The sequence below is a fragment of the Streptomyces sp. NPDC058646 genome, assembly GCF_042716875.1.
Classification (GTDB): domain Bacteria; phylum Actinomycetota; class Actinomycetes; order Streptomycetales; family Streptomycetaceae; genus Streptomyces.
In genome coordinates this window covers 85,986-101,144 of record NZ_JBHXRK010000013.1, presented here as the reverse complement: position 1 = coordinate 101,144, position 15,159 = coordinate 85,986, and the positions used below count along the sequence as shown (strand labels likewise).

Sequence of the window (15,159 nt, the reverse complement as noted above, 5' to 3'; positions counted from 1 at the left end):
GCCCTCGTACGCCTCCCTTCGGGCAAGGGGCGAATATCCGGTGGCGGGTTCCGCTGCCGGTGGTGAGGATCGCGGAATGAACGTCTTTCTGGAGACCGATCGGCTCGTGCTGCGCGCGTTCAGCGAGGCCGACGTCGACCACCTGATCGCACTGGACAACGACCCGGACGTCATGCGCTTCATCAACGGCGGCCGGCCCACGAGCCGCGAGGTGATCCGAGCGCAGACCTTGCCCAGGCTCCTCCACGAGTACCCGTGTTTCGGGACCCGCGGCTACTGGGCCGCGCAGGAGAAGGACACCGGCACCTTCCTGGGCTGGTTCGAGTTCCGCCCCCTGGACGCCCACAGCCCCGCCGTGGTGGAACTCGGCTACCGGCTGCACCGGGCCGCCTGGGGCACCGGCTACGCGACCGAGGGCTCACGCGCTCTGATCCGCAAGGGCTTCACGAGCCTCGGCGTGGAGCGGGTGACCGCGAACACCATGGCGGTGAACGTGGGGTCCCGGCGTGTGATGGAGAAGGCCGGCCTGTCGTTCCTCCGCCACTTCACCGGGGACTGGCCGGAGGCGATCGAAGGCTCCGAGCACGGCGAAGTCGAGTACGAACTCACCCGGACCGCGTGGGAGCAACGTTCGTAGGAGCCAGCCGCCCGGCTGAACCGATCCTGGGTGGACTGGGCCACATCGACCGGATACGGACCGACAGCTGCGAGGGCCTCGCGCTCCGCCAGTTCGATCCCGAAGCCGAGGGCCGGCGGATCTGGTGGGCCTCCAGCACCGGGCCCGGGCACCTCGACCCACCGGTCGAGGGACGCTTCACCGATGGCCGCGGCGAGTTCCGGTGCGAAGACGTGCTGGGAGGGCATGCGGTGCGGGTCCGGTTCGTATGGAGCTTCCCCACCGGGACACTCCCCGCTGGGAGCAGTCGTTCTCCTACGACGACGGAGCCACGTGGCGAACCAACTGGACCATGGACCTCATCCGGATCCCGTAGGGCGGGTACAGGACGGCCCCGGGACGCTCGCCAGGCATCACCGTGACCCTCCGCGACTGACAGAGGCCAGTGCCTCGCCACCAACTGGCCTCTGTCAGTGGGCACCGCAGTCGGAGTCGACCTCCCGATCCTTCTAGGACCGCCGTGGACGTCATCCCAACGTCCGCCCGCGCAGCTGGTGGCAGCGCACGGGGCGAGAACAGCCCGCTGCCGCCTCAAGAAGCCGACGACCGGCGGCCACTCAGGAATCACGACGCCGCGGCCAGGAACCCGAGGGCCGCAGCGACGTTCGACGGCAGGCCGAGCATGCCGTCCAGCCCCAACCGGTCATCCGACCACGGTACGAACTCCTTCCGTCGCAGCTCCACCGCCTCCCGCGCCGGCTCGCGGAAGCCCTCGATAACCCGGGACCGGCCCTCGAACCACCCGCGATGCACGGCCGCATCCGGACACACCACCTCGATGAACACCACCGGCACGCCATGACGAGCCGCCGGCAGCCGCCACTGCTCCCGCGCCTCCTCCGCCGCGTTGACCGCATCGATGATCGTTGTCTGGCCTCCCCCGGCGTGCACGGGGCCCCGAAGGCGGGCGGGCTACGTCCCGGGACGGGGCAGGCGCCCAGAACGCGTTCGCGCCGGGGAACCTATGGGACGCGTGATACGGCCGGCCGGGGACAGAAGATCCCCCTGTGCAGGGTCACCGTGTTCGCTGGGTCGAGGGGCTGGACCTCGCTGGGGACCGGACGGTGGATGTTGTCGGCCCGTAGGCCGGCACTGTCCAGGGTGATGTCGAAGAGGACTGTCTCCCCCTGACGTAGACGGCCGTCCTTTCCATGGATGGCGCAGGCTTCTGCCCGTACGTCCGGGCCGTTGCTCTCCTGGCTGATGAGACCGATACCCCGGTCAGGGTCGAACCATTTCACGACACCGCAGGGCGACACATTTCCCGCTCTCCGCTTCTGGTGGGATCCGGAAGCTGAACTGTCCGCTCTATCCACCCCGGTGAGGAGGGCGTGAGCAGGGGCGTGAAGCAGCGGGGCTCGGCGTGACTGCAGCCGGCAGGCGCCCCTTGCGAACAACGCGCTGTGGCGGGTGAGGTGAGGGAGGATTGGCGCTCAATCGGGAGGGGTGCGAGGAGCTTTGCGCGGGACCGGTCCTCACAAGGCGGTGTTGTTACCCCTAGGTCGTGTATCGAAAGTGAATCTTGAGCTGTGGATGATCTCGGTTCATGGGGCGGGGAGATCTCTCGGATGAACAGTGGGCGGTGCTGGAGCCGTTGTTACGGATTGGGGCGTTCGCGCGGCGGGTTCACGACCGAACTGCACTTGGTTGTCGAGCGGGGTCACAAGCCCATGTCGATCGTGGTGACGGCAGGGCAGCGGGGGGACTCGCCGCAGTTCGAACCGGTGCTTGAGAAGGTCCGTGTGCCTCGCATAGGGCGGGTCGGCCGCGCGTCCGCCCCGACCGCGTCCGGGCTGACAAGGCAAACGCCTGCAGGAAGAACCGCGCCTACCTGCGTCGCCGAGGAATCCGCTGCACCATTCCGGACAAAGCCGACCTGGTCCGCAATCGCAGGAAGCGCGGGTCCAGCGGTGGCCGACCACCGAAGTTCGACCCAGAGGACTACTAGGCCCGGCACGCGGTCGAGTGCGGCATCAATCGCCTCAAGAGACATCGAGCCGTGGCCACCAGGTACGACAAACTCGCGGTCCGCTACGAGGATACCGCCCTCGTTGCCGCCATCACCGAGTGGTTGTGACGTACTGGTCCGACGACAACTCGAACACCCGAACTGGCCGACCGCCAGTGGGATTGACGGTCTCACGGACCGGATGCATGCCCAGTTTGGTCATGATCCGTTCGGAGGCGTCGTTGCCCACTTGAGTGATGCTGACGATCCGCTCCAGCCCTCGCTCTTCGAACCCGAACCGTACAGCGGCCGCAGCGGCCTCGGTGGCCAAGCCCTGCCCCCAGTGGGAACGTCCCAGCCGCCAGCCGACCTCCACCGCCGGCAGTACCTCCGGCAAGAAGTCGGGCACCGAAAGGCCGGTGAACCCGGCCAGCTCGCCAGTGGACCGGATCTCCACGGCGAACAGGCCGAAGCCCCGTGACTCCCACTCGCTCTCCCAAGCCTGGATCCCGCCGCGAGTCTGCTGTTCGTCACGGACGCTGCCGTCACGGATCCACCGCATGACCTCGGGGTCGGCATTGACGGCAGCCATGGGCGCAACGTCTTCTTCGCGCCAGCGACGCAGGATCAAACGGGGAGTCTCAAGCGTGACCACCCAATCATTCTGGATCACAAACTGGGTCTCCGCCATCATCACCAGGCACCTTCGATACACGCCCTAGCCTCGCCGGTGGCCTTGCGCGAGGCCGGCCTCGTGATCCGTACGGTGAAACTGCTGCGGTATCTGGCGGACGCGCCGCTCGTCAGGCGGGCTGGACGGTAATGGTGGCGAGGCGCTTGGTGGCCCGGGTCAGGGCTACGTACAAGTCCCTTGCCCCACCGGGGCGGGCCGTGATGATTTCCTCGGGGTTCATGACGACGACCCCGTCGAATTCCAGGCCGCGTGCCTCGGACGCCGGCACGATGCGTGCGTGGTGAGCGATGCCCTGGGCCGTCAGCTCGTTCACCCGGGTGTCCGCGCAGATCACTCCCAAAAGCTCGCCCGGGTGCGCGGTGCTCTGGGCGCGGAGTTCCTGAACGACGGCGGTGACCAACGCGTCCGGAGGTGTGGTCACGGTGCGAGGGCTCTCACCGCTTCGTAGTGACCGTGTGGGTCTCTGGTCCGGAGCGATCCGCGTGAGCAGGTCCCGGACGCTCTCCAGGATCTCCTGCGTGGTGCGGTAGCTGACGGTCAGGTGGTGGAGTTTGAACCGCGGTCCGACGTGGGGGCTCAGCGCTTCCTTCCAGTCGCGTGCTGTCGCGACCGGCCCTGCCTGGGCGAAGTCACCGACCAGCGTCATCGCTCTTGCCGGGCAGCGGCGGACGATCATCCGCCACTGCATGGCGGTGAGTTCCTGTGCCTCGTCGACGACGACGTGCCCGTACGTCTGCTCGGGGGCGCCGTCGACCAGGCTCGCCGCCTCGTCCAGCAACGGCACATCGGCATCGGTCCACGGGTCGTCAGGACCGCGCAGCAGAAGGGACCGCTCCTGGGCGGTCAGGCGGGGCAGGTGCTCGGCGAGAGCGCCGGCGTTCGTCAGGAGCGCCTTCACGAGGTCACCGGGTACCAGCCGCGGCCACAACATCTCGACCGCTCGGTCGACGCCGGCGTCGTCGAGGAGATCGGCCCGGATGGCGTCCAGGTCCAGCTCGTGGACGGGACCCGGGTCGGCCGCCCCCTCGGCACGGTGCTGGGCGGCTCCCGTGAACCGGTCCAGGTCCATGTCCGTCATCCTTGCGGCATCGGCGTCGATCTGCTCCAGGAGGTCGCCCATGTCTCGTTGCATCGCGTCGGTGACGGCGTCGACCAAGAGCTCCCTGAACACCTGGCGCGCGGGATTGTGCCCCGGTGCGGCTGCCACGGCGGCGTCACGTGCCCTGGCGACTTCCTCGGCGGACAGGTGAACCCGTTCCTGTCCGACCCGCACGGTGAAGTCACCGGCGGGGGCTTGGTGGACGCGCAGCAGGCCGGCCAAGGCGTCGGCGAGGTCGGAGCTGCCCTTGAGACGCGCCGTATCGAACGGGTCCACCGTGTCCGTGGACACCCCGGCCAGTTCCCGGCAGGTCGCCAGAACGACGTCGTTCTCTCCGAGCGAGGGAAGGACCTGGGAGATGTAGTCGAGGAACCGGGCGTTCGGGCCCACCACCAGGACACCCTCCTCCGCGGCGCGCGGGAACGCGTACAGGACATAGGCCGCCCGGTGCAGGGCGACCACCGTCTTACCGGTGCCGGGCCCGCCCTGCACCACGGTCACCCCGCGGTGGGCGGAGCGGACGATCTCGTCCTGTTCGGCCTGCAGCGTCGCGACGGCCGCGTGCATCCTGCCCGTACGCCGTGCCGACAGGGCCTCGGTCAACGGGCCGTCCCCCACGACGTCCTCGTCGGTCGGGGCGGTCCCGTCCAGGAGTTCGTCGCTCACCGAGATGACCGAGCGCTCCTCGAGGCGCAGGTGCCGGCGCCGCCGCAGGTCCATCGGGTGGACCGGTGTCGCCTCGTAGAAGGGCCGTGCCGCGTTCGCGCGCCAGTCCACGAGCAGAGGCAGGTCATCCTCCTCCGTATGCAGTCCGATCCGCCCGATCCGCAGGGCCGTGCCATCCGTCCAGTCGAGGCGTCCGAAGACCAGTCCTTTTTCGGCGCCCTCCAGTCGGCTGATTTCCTTGGCCAAACGCCCGGCGGCGATTTCTTTCTCGTATACCTCACCGGCGCTTTCCGCTGGGGCCTTCAGCACCCTCACTCGGTGTACTCGCGCCTCGGAAAGCCGCTCGGTGAGCAACTCGTATAAGGAGGACACGTAATCCCGCTCCGATTCCACCGCACGCACAGCGGGATCATTCATCTTCGACAACAGGGGCTCCTTCGATTCGAGCCCCACCATAGGGTCACACTTCCCTGAAGGTAAGTCTTGACTTACTTGGTGTGCCGTGGCCCTACGGTCGAATCCATGACGCTGACCGTATGGCGTTCCCGCATTCCGCCGTCCCATATATCGCCCATTGCGCTCCCGATACCCGCCTGCCTCATGGCGAGCCCGCCCGTGGGCGCAGGCGATGGTTTGCCGCGCTCAGGAAAAGGCGACCCGACCGAGGAGACGAGCACGGAATGGGATAAGCCCTCGACCGGTCCACCACTGCCCGACCCCCGTGTCGGCGGCCCCCTCCGATCTTCGGCCTCAGCGTCTTTGGTGTCGGGCCCCCGCAACGGGGGAGCGGCATGGTCACCTGGTCTGCAGGCGTGTCGACCGACCGCCAGAACCTGGTGCTGGACGAGACCGGTTCGAGGCCCCGGGTGTCTTCGAGGAGCAGGCCGGGACCGCCAGCCGACTCACCCGATGGAGCGGCCGAAGTCGGCTGAGCTGCTCCCGTAGGCGCGGCCGGGCGACCCGGCACCGGGAGGGGACGGTTGCCCCGAGCACCGTCAACCGGTGGGCAATGGTACGAGGCTCTCCAGACGGCGGCTCCGTGCAGGTCCGGGGGCGCCCCGAAGCGCTCCGGCAAAGCGCGCACTGCCGGTCAGGCAGGCCATCCGGGAACTCGATGAGCCGGGCGCCGCGTGACCGTCACCCCTTGCCGCAGATCCTTGGCCGGTCAGGAGCCGTCGTAGTGGTCCCTGCTGCCGGACTTGGCCAGGCCGCGGCTGATCATGTAGCCGAAGGTGAGGATCACGATGTACAGCCAGGCCGTGTCGGCGCGGAAGTAGTCGCGGTGGTCGTCCTCGGTGCCCACCACCATGGAGGCGATCAGGACTGCGATCACGCAGGCGATGTAGACGAAGAATTCCGTCGTCTTCAGGGCCGACTTCGTCTCGGTCGACAGGCGGCGTGTGTGTGTGCCGTGTCCGGAGACGTCGGTGCTTGTGGTGGGACGGCCTGAGGGGGTGCCGCCCGGCGCCGGAGTGGTCATGGGAGCTGTCCAATCCTGGTGTGCGGAGCGCCTGTGCACTCCGCGCCTCGGGACACGTCAAGATCGACGCCGTCCCGTTCGGCTACTACCCGAAAAGAGGCGGGTGAACGTCGCATAAGGAACAAATCGGCCTAGGTGTGGGGTGCTGGCAGAGGACGAGGGTGGGGGACGGGTGCCTCGTGGGCCACTCAGCCGGTGCACTTTCTCCGGATGGCGGTACAGGGCGAGCCCGGAAGCGGCAGCTGGTGGTCGACACCGAAGGCTTGCCGCTGTTCGTGATGTCACCCCGGCCGGCGGACCGACCGCGACGGGGCGAAGGACGTCCTGTTCAGGCTGCGGCTCATGCCCCCCCTAGATCACCGCCGTCCGGGCCGATTCCGCCTGCGCCGGAGCCCAGCTCGTCGACCGGGTGGGGAAGTACCTGAGAGGCTGCAGACCGTCAGCCGGCCGAAGAACGTGTCGGGTCAGCCGTCCTGCCCCGCCGCCGGGTGGTCGAGAGGTCGATTGCCTGGGCCATGAATGCACCGCCCACGCAGACACGCCCGCGACTACGACCGCTCATCCAGCACTCCGGATCGCTCGTCACCGGGGCCGTGATCACCCTCATGCCCTCGCACGGGCTACCTCCCCGTTGCTGGGTGCATGGCGTCGCGGACGAGGGCGGTGTCGACGAATTGTTCGAAGCGGACGATCTTTCCGCCGCGCACGACGAAGTGGTGGGCTACGCGCACGTTGAGCGGTTTGCCGGTGGCCTTGTTGCCGGCGGTGTAGCGGGCGAGGACTACCACGTTCTCGCCGTCGACTACGTAGGTGTCGTCGTGGGCCGTCCAGCCGTCCCAGGATTTGCCGAGCTGTTCCATGACGGCGGAGGTGACGCCGGTGGGGGTGCGGTAGGTGCCGGCCAGGGGGAAGCCGGCCATCTCGGTCCATTCCACGTCGTCGGCCAGGGTGGCCCGCAGGGCTTCGAGGTCACCGGGGGCGGAGGCGATGTGCTGGCGGCGCACCACGTCGACGGGGGCGGCGGAGGGTTGGAAGTCGGCTGTCTCACGCATGGGACACGGCCTTTCTCAGGTGGGGTGGTGGCTGGGGGCACAGGCGGTAGGTCAGTACGTGCCTGGCTGCTCCGTGGCGTCGAAGCGATGCCGGCCCCGAGGGCGGCCCTGAGTACTGGTGGCGCGATCAGGTAGACGGCGAGGTAGTCGTAGGTGCCGGACAGGAGTGCGGGGCCGGACCTGCGGGCCGGGTTCGTCGCGCCGCCGCTGCGCGCTTCGAGCACGCCGGTGATCGGTGCCGTGCGACGGCGAGGCAGACCCCGTGCCCGCCGTCGCACCTGGATGTCGCGGGCGGTGGTGCTCATGGGCTGTCACTTGGCCCGGCGGGCACGGTCCGGCCGGGCCCGGGGTCGGTCCGCGGTCGGCGGGTCCGTGGTCGGGGGTGGGTCAGCCCCAGGTCATTTCGCCCTTGGCGACCTTCGCGCCGAGCTGGGCCGCGATGAGCATGCCGGATTCGGGATAGCGGGCGACCAGCGCGTTGGTGAGGGCCTCGCCGCTGTCGGCCTTGCCCAGTTCGTCCTCGAAGGCGGTGAGGTAGGTGCGGGTGTAGGCGATCGGGCTCGCGTCGAGGGCGGCAGCGGTGGGCAGCCGGTGGCCCGGGACGGCGAAGGCAGGGTTCAGGGCTGTCATCTCGTCCAGCAGCTCGATCCACACGGCGCGGTCCTGGGGCTTGCCGGTGTCGGCGACCCAGACGTGCTCGTTCTGGAAGAGCAGGACGCCGGCGACGATCGCCCGGTGTTCGGCCTGCCACAGGTAGTGGCGGTCGGGCAGGCCGGGGTGGCCGCCCTTGAGCTGGAAGACGTGGCCTTCGAACGTGAGGTCGCCGCTGAGGTCGGCCATCTCGACCAGGCGGGTGGGGCGGTTGGCGCCGACGGCTTCCCAGGCCTTGAGCTTGCCCTCGTACGCGGCCTTGATGTGCTCGATCACGAGCGGTGTTGCGAGGATCTCGGCGTCGGCGAAGGCGTCGGCGATGACCTCGGCGCCCCAGTAGTAGTCGGGGTCGGCGTGGCTGATGAAGACCTTGGTGAGGTTCTTGCCGGAGTCGAGGATCTCGGCGGCCAGCCGGTGTCCGTCGGCGCGGGTGAACCCGGTGTCGATGAGGAAGGCGTCGCGCTCACCGGTGATGAGCGTGGCGGTCTTGTTCTTCGAGCCGACGGGGAAGTCCAGGTCGATGACCTTGAAGTCGAGAGTGCTCATCATCATGTCCTTTGCCGGGATCAGGTGGGACCAGGTGGACCAGGTGGACCAGGTGGGATCAGCGTGAGAGGCGGTGCGGGGTGAGGCCGGCTGCCGGCCGTGTGGGGTTCAGGTTCGCTCCGCGCCGACACACCGGCACCGGGCGTGCCGGTGTGTCGGCGCGGATTCAGCGGTCGGATGCAGCCGACCGGGCGCCATCGGCTGCGAACAGCTCAAGGAGTGCGTCGATCCTGTCGGGACCGGCGTGGCCGACGGCGAGCACCGTCGTGCGGTCGCCGTCCTGGGCGAGGAGGGTCGGGTAGGCCTTCGCGCCGAGGTCGGCCGCTCGCCGGAAGTCGGCCTCGGCCGCGCGGCGTGCGGTCGGTGCGGTCAGCGCGTCGCCCGCTTCCCTCGTGACGAGACCGGCTGCCGCGGCGATCCGGGTGAAGGTGTCGGGGTCGGACAGGCTCAGGCCGTCCTGGTAGAACGCGGCCTGCACGGCCATGGCCAGCTCCACCGCCCGCTCCGGTGCCGCCTGCCGCAGCACCGCCATGCCTCGGGCGGCGTCCAGGGAGTCCATGACGAACGAGCCGTCGGCGATCAGCCGCTCGTACCCGGCCCCGAACCCGACGCCGGTCAGCTCGCTGATCTTGGAGTTGGCGCCCTGGACGTATCCGAACTCGCGGATCGGCGCGGCCCGCTCCCCGCGGAACAAGCCGCCCGACACGACCTCGACGGGCAGTTCGGGGTGGCGTCGGGTGACCTCGGCCAGGGTGGGGGTGAAGCCGTAGGACCAGCCGCAGTAGGCGTCGAAGACGTAGACGAGTTTCATGGAAAGCCTTTGCAGAGGGAGCCGCTCCGCACCGAAGCGATATACCTGCTTGAACAGTATCTGTTGTGTCAGGTATTCCGTCAGGTATTCCGCATGGTGGAGGAGCCCTCGCTCGCGGGCTTATGCCCCTACCGCAGGCGGGGCAGGGCGTCCCGCGCCGAGTGCGACAGGATCCGCAGGCACTCCATGAACTGCTGCCGCGACTCCTCGGGCAGCGGCGCCAGGAAGTAGCGGCGGATGTTCTCCACGTGCAGCCGGCTGGCCCGCACCACGATGTCCTCGCCGCGCTCGGTGAGCCGCACCAGCTTGCCCCTGCGGTCCGCGGGGTCGTCGGCGCGCACCACCAAGCCGGCCTCCTCCATCCGGTCCACCAAGCGGGTCATCCCGCCCGTGGTCAGGACCCGCTCCTGCGCGATGGCCCGCATCGACATGCCCGAGCCGCCCGCCCGGCCCACGATCAGCAGCACCTCGTACATCGCGTGGCTGATCCCGAACTCCTCCTCGATCGCACCACCGAGCAGGTACTCCAGCCGCCCCGCGGCCCCCTGCAGCCGTCCGAACGCGAGCACCAGCTCATCGTTCGCCGCCTCCCGTGCCGAAGCGATTCCCGCACCTTCGCCCACCCGCCACACCCTTCGCTAGCCCGATCCGCACCTCAGCACGATCATCGCCCCTCCTGGCCGCCCGGCTCGCGGCAGTGTCCTCCTTGACCTGCGCGCCGGGGGAGGGTGGTGGCCTGACGTCCCTCGGGGGGCGCGGACGGTAGCCGGGCCCGCGAGCGTCCTACGTTTGAAGGGCTCAGAAATAAGCTCTGAACTGATTCTTTATGGTCTGGGGCTGTCGAACGGGCCCGTTGAGCCGAAGCCGCTCAGCCTTTAGTGGTAGAGGAATAGGCTTTTACCCTTCGTGACCTCACGGCAGGCAGGGGAGGGGAGGTTGGTGCTGCATTTCTGACTCACTGGCTCGCGGTCCGCCTCTCGATTCGGGTCCGGTGGTTCAGCCCGCCCCGACGGGCAGCGGCCCGACCCGGGACTCCAGCCACACGGGCAGGTCAAGGAGCCGGACGCCTTCCTGTTCGTTGGGGTCGGTGCGTGCGACCAGGCACACCATGTCCTGGGTGCCGGGGTTCACCGGCATGTGGGGAGTGTCGGCGGGGATGTGGATGTAGTCGCCCGCCTGCAGGAGCACATGCTCGACCAGTCCCTCTCCGTGCCAGACCTCGACCTGGCCGGACTGGATGAAGATGGCCGACTCGTGCCCCTCGTGCAGGTGAGGCCGCCCGCAGGTCCCGGCCGCCATCACCAGACGGTGGAGACACAGCCGCTCCGCTCCCGCCGATTGGGCGCTGACCCCCGCACCGAACATGCCGCCCTGAACACCCTCATACTGTCCGGTCCGGACCACCGTGCACTGCTTCTGATCTGCCATACGCGCAGTACAACAGGTTGCTCAGGCTGTTCGATCAGTTCCCGCCAGACCTTCAAGAGTGCGATGCGAATGCGTTCCCGTTGCGGGAGGTGCGCAGATCGCCACCGCGATCGCCGAGCTGGTGGAGCAGAGCGCCGCCAGCGGTGACTACCAGTACGTGGTGGCTACCCGGGACCATCACATCGACCCGGGCAGCCACTTATCCTCCAGCCCGGACTTCAAGGACAGCTTCCCCGTCCACTGCTTGGCGGGAGACGAGGGCGGCGAGTTCCACCCGAATTTCGCCCCCACCGCCGCCGGAGGCAAGGTCCACGCCGTCTTCTTCAAGGGCGCCCACAGCGCCTCCAAGAGCGGCTTCGAAGGCGCCGACGCCTAAGGAACGCCCCTCGCCGACTGGCTGCGCGCCCGCGGGGTGAGGGACGTCGACGTGGTGGGCATCGCGACCGACCACTGCGTGCGCGCCACCGCCCTGGACGCCGCCGCGGCGGGATTCAACACCCGGGTACGCCTGGACCACTCGGTCGGAGTCGCCCCCGAGACCACGGCCTCCACCCTGGAAGACTTCCATGGGCCGCGTGGAAGGCGCCGGGGCATGCCATCCGGCGCCGCTCACTCAGACGGATTTCCCCTGACCGCCCGAGCCCGAGCCCGAGCTCGGGCCCCCGCCTGTGCCCGCCAGCACCGGTTCCGCCGCCGCGGAGGGATGTGCCGGGACGACGGCGACCGCCGCGGCCGGCACCGACTGCTCCAGGGACTGCGGCGGCCAGCGGCGAGTCATCGCTTCGGTCAGCTTGCGGCCCAGCTTCTGGAACGGCACCTCCACCAGCTGGTACACCACCCAGCTGACCACCAGCAGCACCGCGACGTACCCGGCCACCCACGACCACCGCTCGACGAACGGCATCGCAGCCAGCTCGCTGTAGTAGTGGTTGCTGTCCCAGCCGAGCCGCCACAGCAGGAACTTCTTCACCGGCCAGTGCAGCAGGTAGACCGAGAAGCTCACCGCGCCCAGCCAGGTCAGTACGCGCGGCAGCCGCCGGTTTCGCAGCAGGAAGAAGAGCCCGAACGAGGCCCACGCCGCCAGGTAGGCGTTGGTCCACGCCGGCCAGGTGAAGGTCGCGGTCGCGCGCGCCAACTCGTCCCGGTTGTACATCCAGCCCACCATGGCGCCCGCCGCCACCACGAAACCGACGGACATCCAGGCCTCGATGCGCTCGATCTGCCCGTGCTGCGCGCGATAGATCACCGTGCCCGCGAACATCGTCGCGAGGATGGTGAAGGTCTCGTACGCCGGAGTCCGGCCGTTGGTGAACACCAGCAGCACGCCGAATCCGCCCAGCAGCAAACCGCCTATCCGGGCCAGCGCCGCATTGCCGCTGATCATGCAGAGCACGCCCATGACGACGACGAGCACGGCGGCAGCCACCAAATGGTTGAGCTCCGTCTGGGTTCGGGTGAGGCTGTACGACGGGATCCAGACGCCCAGAATGAGCGCGATCCCCGCCGCTGCGACCGCGATCGGCGTGGTGCGCCGGTGCCAGGCGACCGTGAAGAGGCTGCTGACGAAGAAGTAGAAGAGCATCTCGTACGTGAGCGTCCACGAGATGCCGAGCGCATTCACCACGCCGAGCATGTCCGACAGCATCAGGCCGTTACCTGCCAGCCAGAGCTTGTCGTGCCCGTAGCCGTCGAAGGTGAGGACCTGATAGTCGGGGGGCAGGACGAACTGGGCGAGGAGCATGGTCACGATCAGCGCCGGATAGATCCGGAAGATCCGGCCGATCCAGAAGGCCCGGACGTCACCCCGGCGCTCCAGCGAAGCCGGGATGATGTATCCACTGACGAGGAAGAATGCGATGACCCCGTAGAAGCCGAGGTCGAAGCGGGCCGCGATCGTAGCGCCGTTGGGGATCAACCTCAGGATCTCGAAGTGGTGAGCCGCCACGGCCAGCGCGGCGATCCCACGCAGCGCGTCCAGCCAGCCGAGCCGGCTCCCCGGCGGGGCGGCGCGTTCCCCCGGCCCGGCCCTCCGTGCTCCCCGTCGAGCCAGCAATCCCTTGGTCATCATCCGCCGGAGATTAGCCCATGCGCAGCACCGTAGCCGCGGTCGGGGTGCGATCGTCCGCTCGACGCGCGGACGGCGTGGTGGGCCTGGAGGACGTCGAAGAGGGCCTCGACCCTGGCGTTGAGAGGGCAGCCGGTTCCCCAGAGGTCATCAGCACGATCGAACCCTGACGCAACTCCGACCGGCCGGGACGCGTCAGCACCCGGCGGTACGGGCGGTGGTCGGCGGGACTCAACCGTTTCGCCACCGGTCGCCGGTGCGCCGTGCCCGACCAGGCCGGATACGGCGCAGCGGCTGTCGGCACGAGAACAAGCGCCATAGGTCATCGGTCACGGCCATGTGGTCCTGGGCGACCGGGGCCCGCTGAATCCCCGCCCGGCGGTTGCTGCCGCATTCGGCGCAGCAGCCGTTCGGCCCAGCCGCTATGGCAGAACGTCCGACGAGGAGCGACCGTGACCGTGGCGTCGGCACCTCGCCGGCGCACGCGCCGCGTCCCGTGGAGGAGCCCTCATGTCCGAACGCAACACCGTCCTGCGCAGCATGCACGATGTGGGCCTGGCCGCATGGTTCGGCGGGTCCCTGATGGGGGCGGTCGGCCTCAACGGCGCGGCGAAAGGCCACAGTGGCAGCTGGCGTGACAACGCCCAGATCGCCAGCGACGGCTGGGCGAAGTGGACCCCTGTGAACGCCGCGGCGATCGGCGCGCACCTGGTCGGCACCAGTGGGCTGCTTGCCGTGAACGCGTCCCGGGTGGCCACGCAGCAGGGGGTGGCCGCCTCCACCCTGGCCAAGACCGTGCTCACCGGCGCCGCTCTGGCTGCCACGGCCTACGCCCGGATGCTCGGCAAGAAGATCGAACTCGCCTCCTCCCAGGAACCCCAGGATTCCGAGGACGCCGCCGGTTCCTTCGACACCGGCAAGGCGGAGCGGCACCTCTCGTACGTCCAGTGGCTGGTCCCCGCGCTGACCGGCGGCCTGCTCATCCTGAGCGCCCTGCACGGCGAGCAGCAGCGCCCGGCCGAACAGGCGAGAGGCATGTGGCAGCGTGCGCGCGACATGTCGCCCCACGTGCCGTCCGGCGACCACTGGCCGCACCTGCGCGGCTGAGCCGGCGTTCGGCGGGGACAGGTCGAACCGTACGGGCGGCGGCGGGACAGGGCATGACCTTCCCCGGTCCTGCCGCCGCGACCCCAGGCTGCGCACACCGGACGCGACCGGCCCTGCGACTGCTTCTCTCTCCGGCCGGGCCGCCGACAGGACGAAGCCTGGCAGGCGCTTGGAGGGCGGGCTGTGCCAGGAGGCGGGCTGGTGGCCGGGGCGGGAGCACGCCACGCGCAAGGGAGACCAGCCAGCAGGGACCGGCCCTCGCCCCCGCACTGCGCGGGACGACGCCGAGCTGGACCGACGCTGGAAGAGCCTCGGTGCCCGTCTGGACAAGGGGTCGCACCCGTTTGCTTGCTCCGCATGGTGGAGCCTTTCACCATGCCGCAGAGTTACGTGGTGTAAACATTCGGTCGCGTACTGTGAGCGCGAGTTGGCGCGTGGCCGGCACGGTCCATTCGGACGGAGCGATCCATGAGTGACCACGCCATACCCGACACCGAGCCCGGGCCCGAGCCCGAGCCCGGCGACCGGGTGCAGGCCCGCAGCGCGACGGCCGCGCAGCCGCCAACTCCGGTCCTTCCGGCTCCTGACGCCCCGCCGACGGGGAAGGAGCAGGACCTGGACGAGGTGTCGCGGACGACTGATGGCGCTGCCAGTTTGCGGATGCTGCTGGAGACGGCGGTGGTGCGACGGTCCGTGGATGGGATCGCCGATCTCGTGACCCTCCTGCGCGGGTCCGGGCAGCTTCCCGAGGGGGCTGACCAGGCCTTGCGGGCTGCTGCGGTCTCCCGTCCCATCGAGGACGTCATCTCTCTCGCCGTCCTCCTCGCCGGCGCAGACGGGCAGCACCCGCACACGCCAGAAGCCCCCCAGTGCGACCCCGAGCAGGACTGAGATCCCCAGCAGGGGCCGCAGCGGCACCGCCCCCAGGCCCCGCAG

General features: G+C 69.2%; 14 protein-coding genes and 2 pseudogenes. 5 read left to right on the top strand and 11 right to left on the bottom strand.

The annotated features are described in order from the left end of the window. The first annotated feature begins 76 nt into the window (after positions 1–76). A complete protein-coding gene (locus tag ACFWUZ_RS17955; RefSeq protein ID WP_384373168.1) occupies positions 77–637 on the top strand; it encodes a GNAT family N-acetyltransferase in 561 nt (186 codons plus the stop codon). A gap of 603 nt (positions 638–1,240) precedes the next feature. Here ACFWUZ_RS17955 and ACFWUZ_RS17950 read toward each other — a convergent pair. The 5 genes from ACFWUZ_RS17950 to ACFWUZ_RS17930 all read right to left on the bottom strand — a co-directional run bounded on the left by ACFWUZ_RS17950 (position 1,241) and on the right by ACFWUZ_RS17930 (position 6,563). Continuing rightward, a complete protein-coding gene (locus tag ACFWUZ_RS17950; RefSeq protein WP_384373166.1) occupies positions 1,241–1,567 on the bottom strand; it encodes a hypothetical protein in 327 nt (108 codons plus the stop codon). Positions 1,568–1,638: 71 nt separating this feature from the next. Further along, positions 1,639–1,917, bottom strand: coding sequence for a cold shock domain-containing protein (locus ACFWUZ_RS17945; RefSeq protein ID WP_384373164.1), 279 nt, complete (start codon positions 1,915–1,917; stop codon positions 1,639–1,641). An 819-nt stretch (positions 1,918–2,736) separates the two neighbouring features. Then, complete coding sequence (locus ACFWUZ_RS17940) at positions 2,737–3,279, bottom strand: GNAT family N-acetyltransferase (RefSeq protein WP_384373353.1); 543 nt, start codon at positions 3,277–3,279, stop codon at positions 2,737–2,739. Between the two features lie 148 nt (positions 3,280–3,427). After that, positions 3,428–5,500 carry a HelD family protein gene (locus ACFWUZ_RS17935; protein ID WP_384373351.1) on the bottom strand — a complete coding sequence of 691 codons (2,073 nt, stop codon included), beginning with the start codon at positions 5,498–5,500 and terminating at the stop codon, positions 3,428–3,430. Positions 5,501–6,248: 748 nt separating this feature from the next. Next, on the bottom strand, positions 6,249–6,563 hold the full coding sequence (locus ACFWUZ_RS17930; RefSeq protein ID WP_384373130.1) for a hypothetical protein: 315 nt from the start codon (positions 6,561–6,563) through the stop codon (positions 6,249–6,251). Positions 6,564–6,793: 230 nt separating this feature from the next. Between ACFWUZ_RS17930 and ACFWUZ_RS17925 the strand changes: the two are divergent. Next, a pseudogene (locus tag ACFWUZ_RS17925) lies at positions 6,794–7,171 on the top strand (transposase); the annotation flags it as partial. A 12-nt stretch (positions 7,172–7,183) separates the two neighbouring features. On the opposite strand, the gene ACFWUZ_RS17920 reads toward ACFWUZ_RS17925, so the two are convergent. From ACFWUZ_RS17920 to ACFWUZ_RS17900, 5 genes are all read right to left on the bottom strand, one after another. Beyond that, a complete protein-coding gene (locus tag ACFWUZ_RS17920; RefSeq protein ID WP_384373162.1) occupies positions 7,184–7,615 on the bottom strand; it encodes a nuclear transport factor 2 family protein in 432 nt (143 codons plus the stop codon). A gap of 387 nt (positions 7,616–8,002) precedes the next feature. Further along, on the bottom strand, positions 8,003–8,812 hold the full coding sequence (locus ACFWUZ_RS17915; protein WP_384373160.1) for an MBL fold metallo-hydrolase: 810 nt from the start codon (positions 8,810–8,812) through the stop codon (positions 8,003–8,005). A 166-nt stretch (positions 8,813–8,978) separates the two neighbouring features. Then, positions 8,979–9,623: a DsbA family protein gene (locus tag ACFWUZ_RS17910; protein ID WP_384373158.1), complete on the bottom strand. Its 645-nt coding sequence runs from the start codon at positions 9,621–9,623 to the stop codon at positions 8,979–8,981. Between the two features lie 128 nt (positions 9,624–9,751). Then, positions 9,752–10,246 carry a MarR family winged helix-turn-helix transcriptional regulator gene (locus tag ACFWUZ_RS17905; protein ID WP_384373156.1) on the bottom strand — a complete coding sequence of 165 codons (495 nt, stop codon included), beginning with the start codon at positions 10,244–10,246 and terminating at the stop codon, positions 9,752–9,754. 373 nt (positions 10,247–10,619) lie between these two features. Continuing rightward, the gene (locus tag ACFWUZ_RS17900) at positions 10,620–11,051 is read right to left on the bottom strand and encodes a cupin domain-containing protein (RefSeq protein WP_384373154.1); all 432 of its coding nucleotides are present in this window, start codon (positions 11,049–11,051) and stop codon (positions 10,620–10,622) included. A 58-nt stretch (positions 11,052–11,109) separates the two neighbouring features. On the opposite strand from ACFWUZ_RS17900, the pseudogene ACFWUZ_RS17895 reads away from it, so the two are divergent. Further along, positions 11,110–11,649 (top strand): annotated as a pseudogene (locus tag ACFWUZ_RS17895) (isochorismatase family protein); the annotation flags it as partial. Positions 11,650–11,664: 15 nt separating this feature from the next. On the opposite strand, the gene ACFWUZ_RS17890 reads toward ACFWUZ_RS17895, so the two are convergent. After that, positions 11,665–13,119 carry an acyltransferase family protein gene (locus ACFWUZ_RS17890; RefSeq protein WP_384373152.1) on the bottom strand — a complete coding sequence of 485 codons (1,455 nt, stop codon included), beginning with the start codon at positions 13,117–13,119 and terminating at the stop codon, positions 11,665–11,667. Positions 13,120–13,626: 507 nt separating this feature from the next. On the opposite strand from ACFWUZ_RS17890, the gene ACFWUZ_RS17885 reads away from it, so the two are divergent. Both ACFWUZ_RS17885 and ACFWUZ_RS17880 read left to right on the top strand, forming a co-directional pair. Next, positions 13,627–14,223, top strand: a complete 597-nt coding sequence (locus tag ACFWUZ_RS17885; protein WP_384373150.1) for a hypothetical protein — start codon at positions 13,627–13,629, stop codon at positions 14,221–14,223. Positions 14,224–14,691: 468 nt separating this feature from the next. Beyond that, positions 14,692–15,114, top strand: a complete 423-nt coding sequence (locus ACFWUZ_RS17880) for a hypothetical protein (RefSeq protein ID WP_384373148.1) — start codon at positions 14,692–14,694, stop codon at positions 15,112–15,114. Positions 15,115–15,159 lie beyond the last annotated feature (45 nt).

Excerpts from the sequence above, each read along its gene's own strand:
- ACFWUZ_RS17930 (WP_384373130.1), bottom strand. The coding sequence starts at position 6,563 with ATGACCACTCCGGCGCCGGGCGGCACCCCCTCAGGCCGTCCCACCACA.
- ACFWUZ_RS17890 (WP_384373152.1), bottom strand. The coding sequence starts at position 13,119 with ATGATGACCAAGGGATTGCTGGCTCGACGGGGAGCACGGAGGGCCGGG.
- ACFWUZ_RS17910 (WP_384373158.1), bottom strand. The coding sequence starts at position 9,623 with ATGAAACTCGTCTACGTCTTCGACGCCTACTGCGGCTGGTCCTACGGC.
- ACFWUZ_RS17920 (WP_384373162.1), bottom strand. The coding sequence starts at position 7,615 with ATGCGTGAGACAGCCGACTTCCAACCCTCCGCCGCCCCCGTCGACGTG.
- ACFWUZ_RS17880 (WP_384373148.1), top strand. The coding sequence starts at position 14,692 with ATGAGTGACCACGCCATACCCGACACCGAGCCCGGGCCCGAGCCCGAG.
- ACFWUZ_RS17935 (WP_384373351.1), bottom strand. The coding sequence starts at position 5,500 with ATGAATGATCCCGCTGTGCGTGCGGTGGAATCGGAGCGGGATTACGTG.
- ACFWUZ_RS17900 (WP_384373154.1), bottom strand. The coding sequence starts at position 11,051 with ATGGCAGATCAGAAGCAGTGCACGGTGGTCCGGACCGGACAGTATGAG.
- ACFWUZ_RS17885 (WP_384373150.1), top strand. The coding sequence starts at position 13,627 with ATGTCCGAACGCAACACCGTCCTGCGCAGCATGCACGATGTGGGCCTG.
- ACFWUZ_RS17955 (WP_384373168.1), top strand. The coding sequence starts at position 77 with ATGAACGTCTTTCTGGAGACCGATCGGCTCGTGCTGCGCGCGTTCAGC.
- ACFWUZ_RS17915 (WP_384373160.1), bottom strand. The coding sequence starts at position 8,812 with ATGAGCACTCTCGACTTCAAGGTCATCGACCTGGACTTCCCCGTCGGC.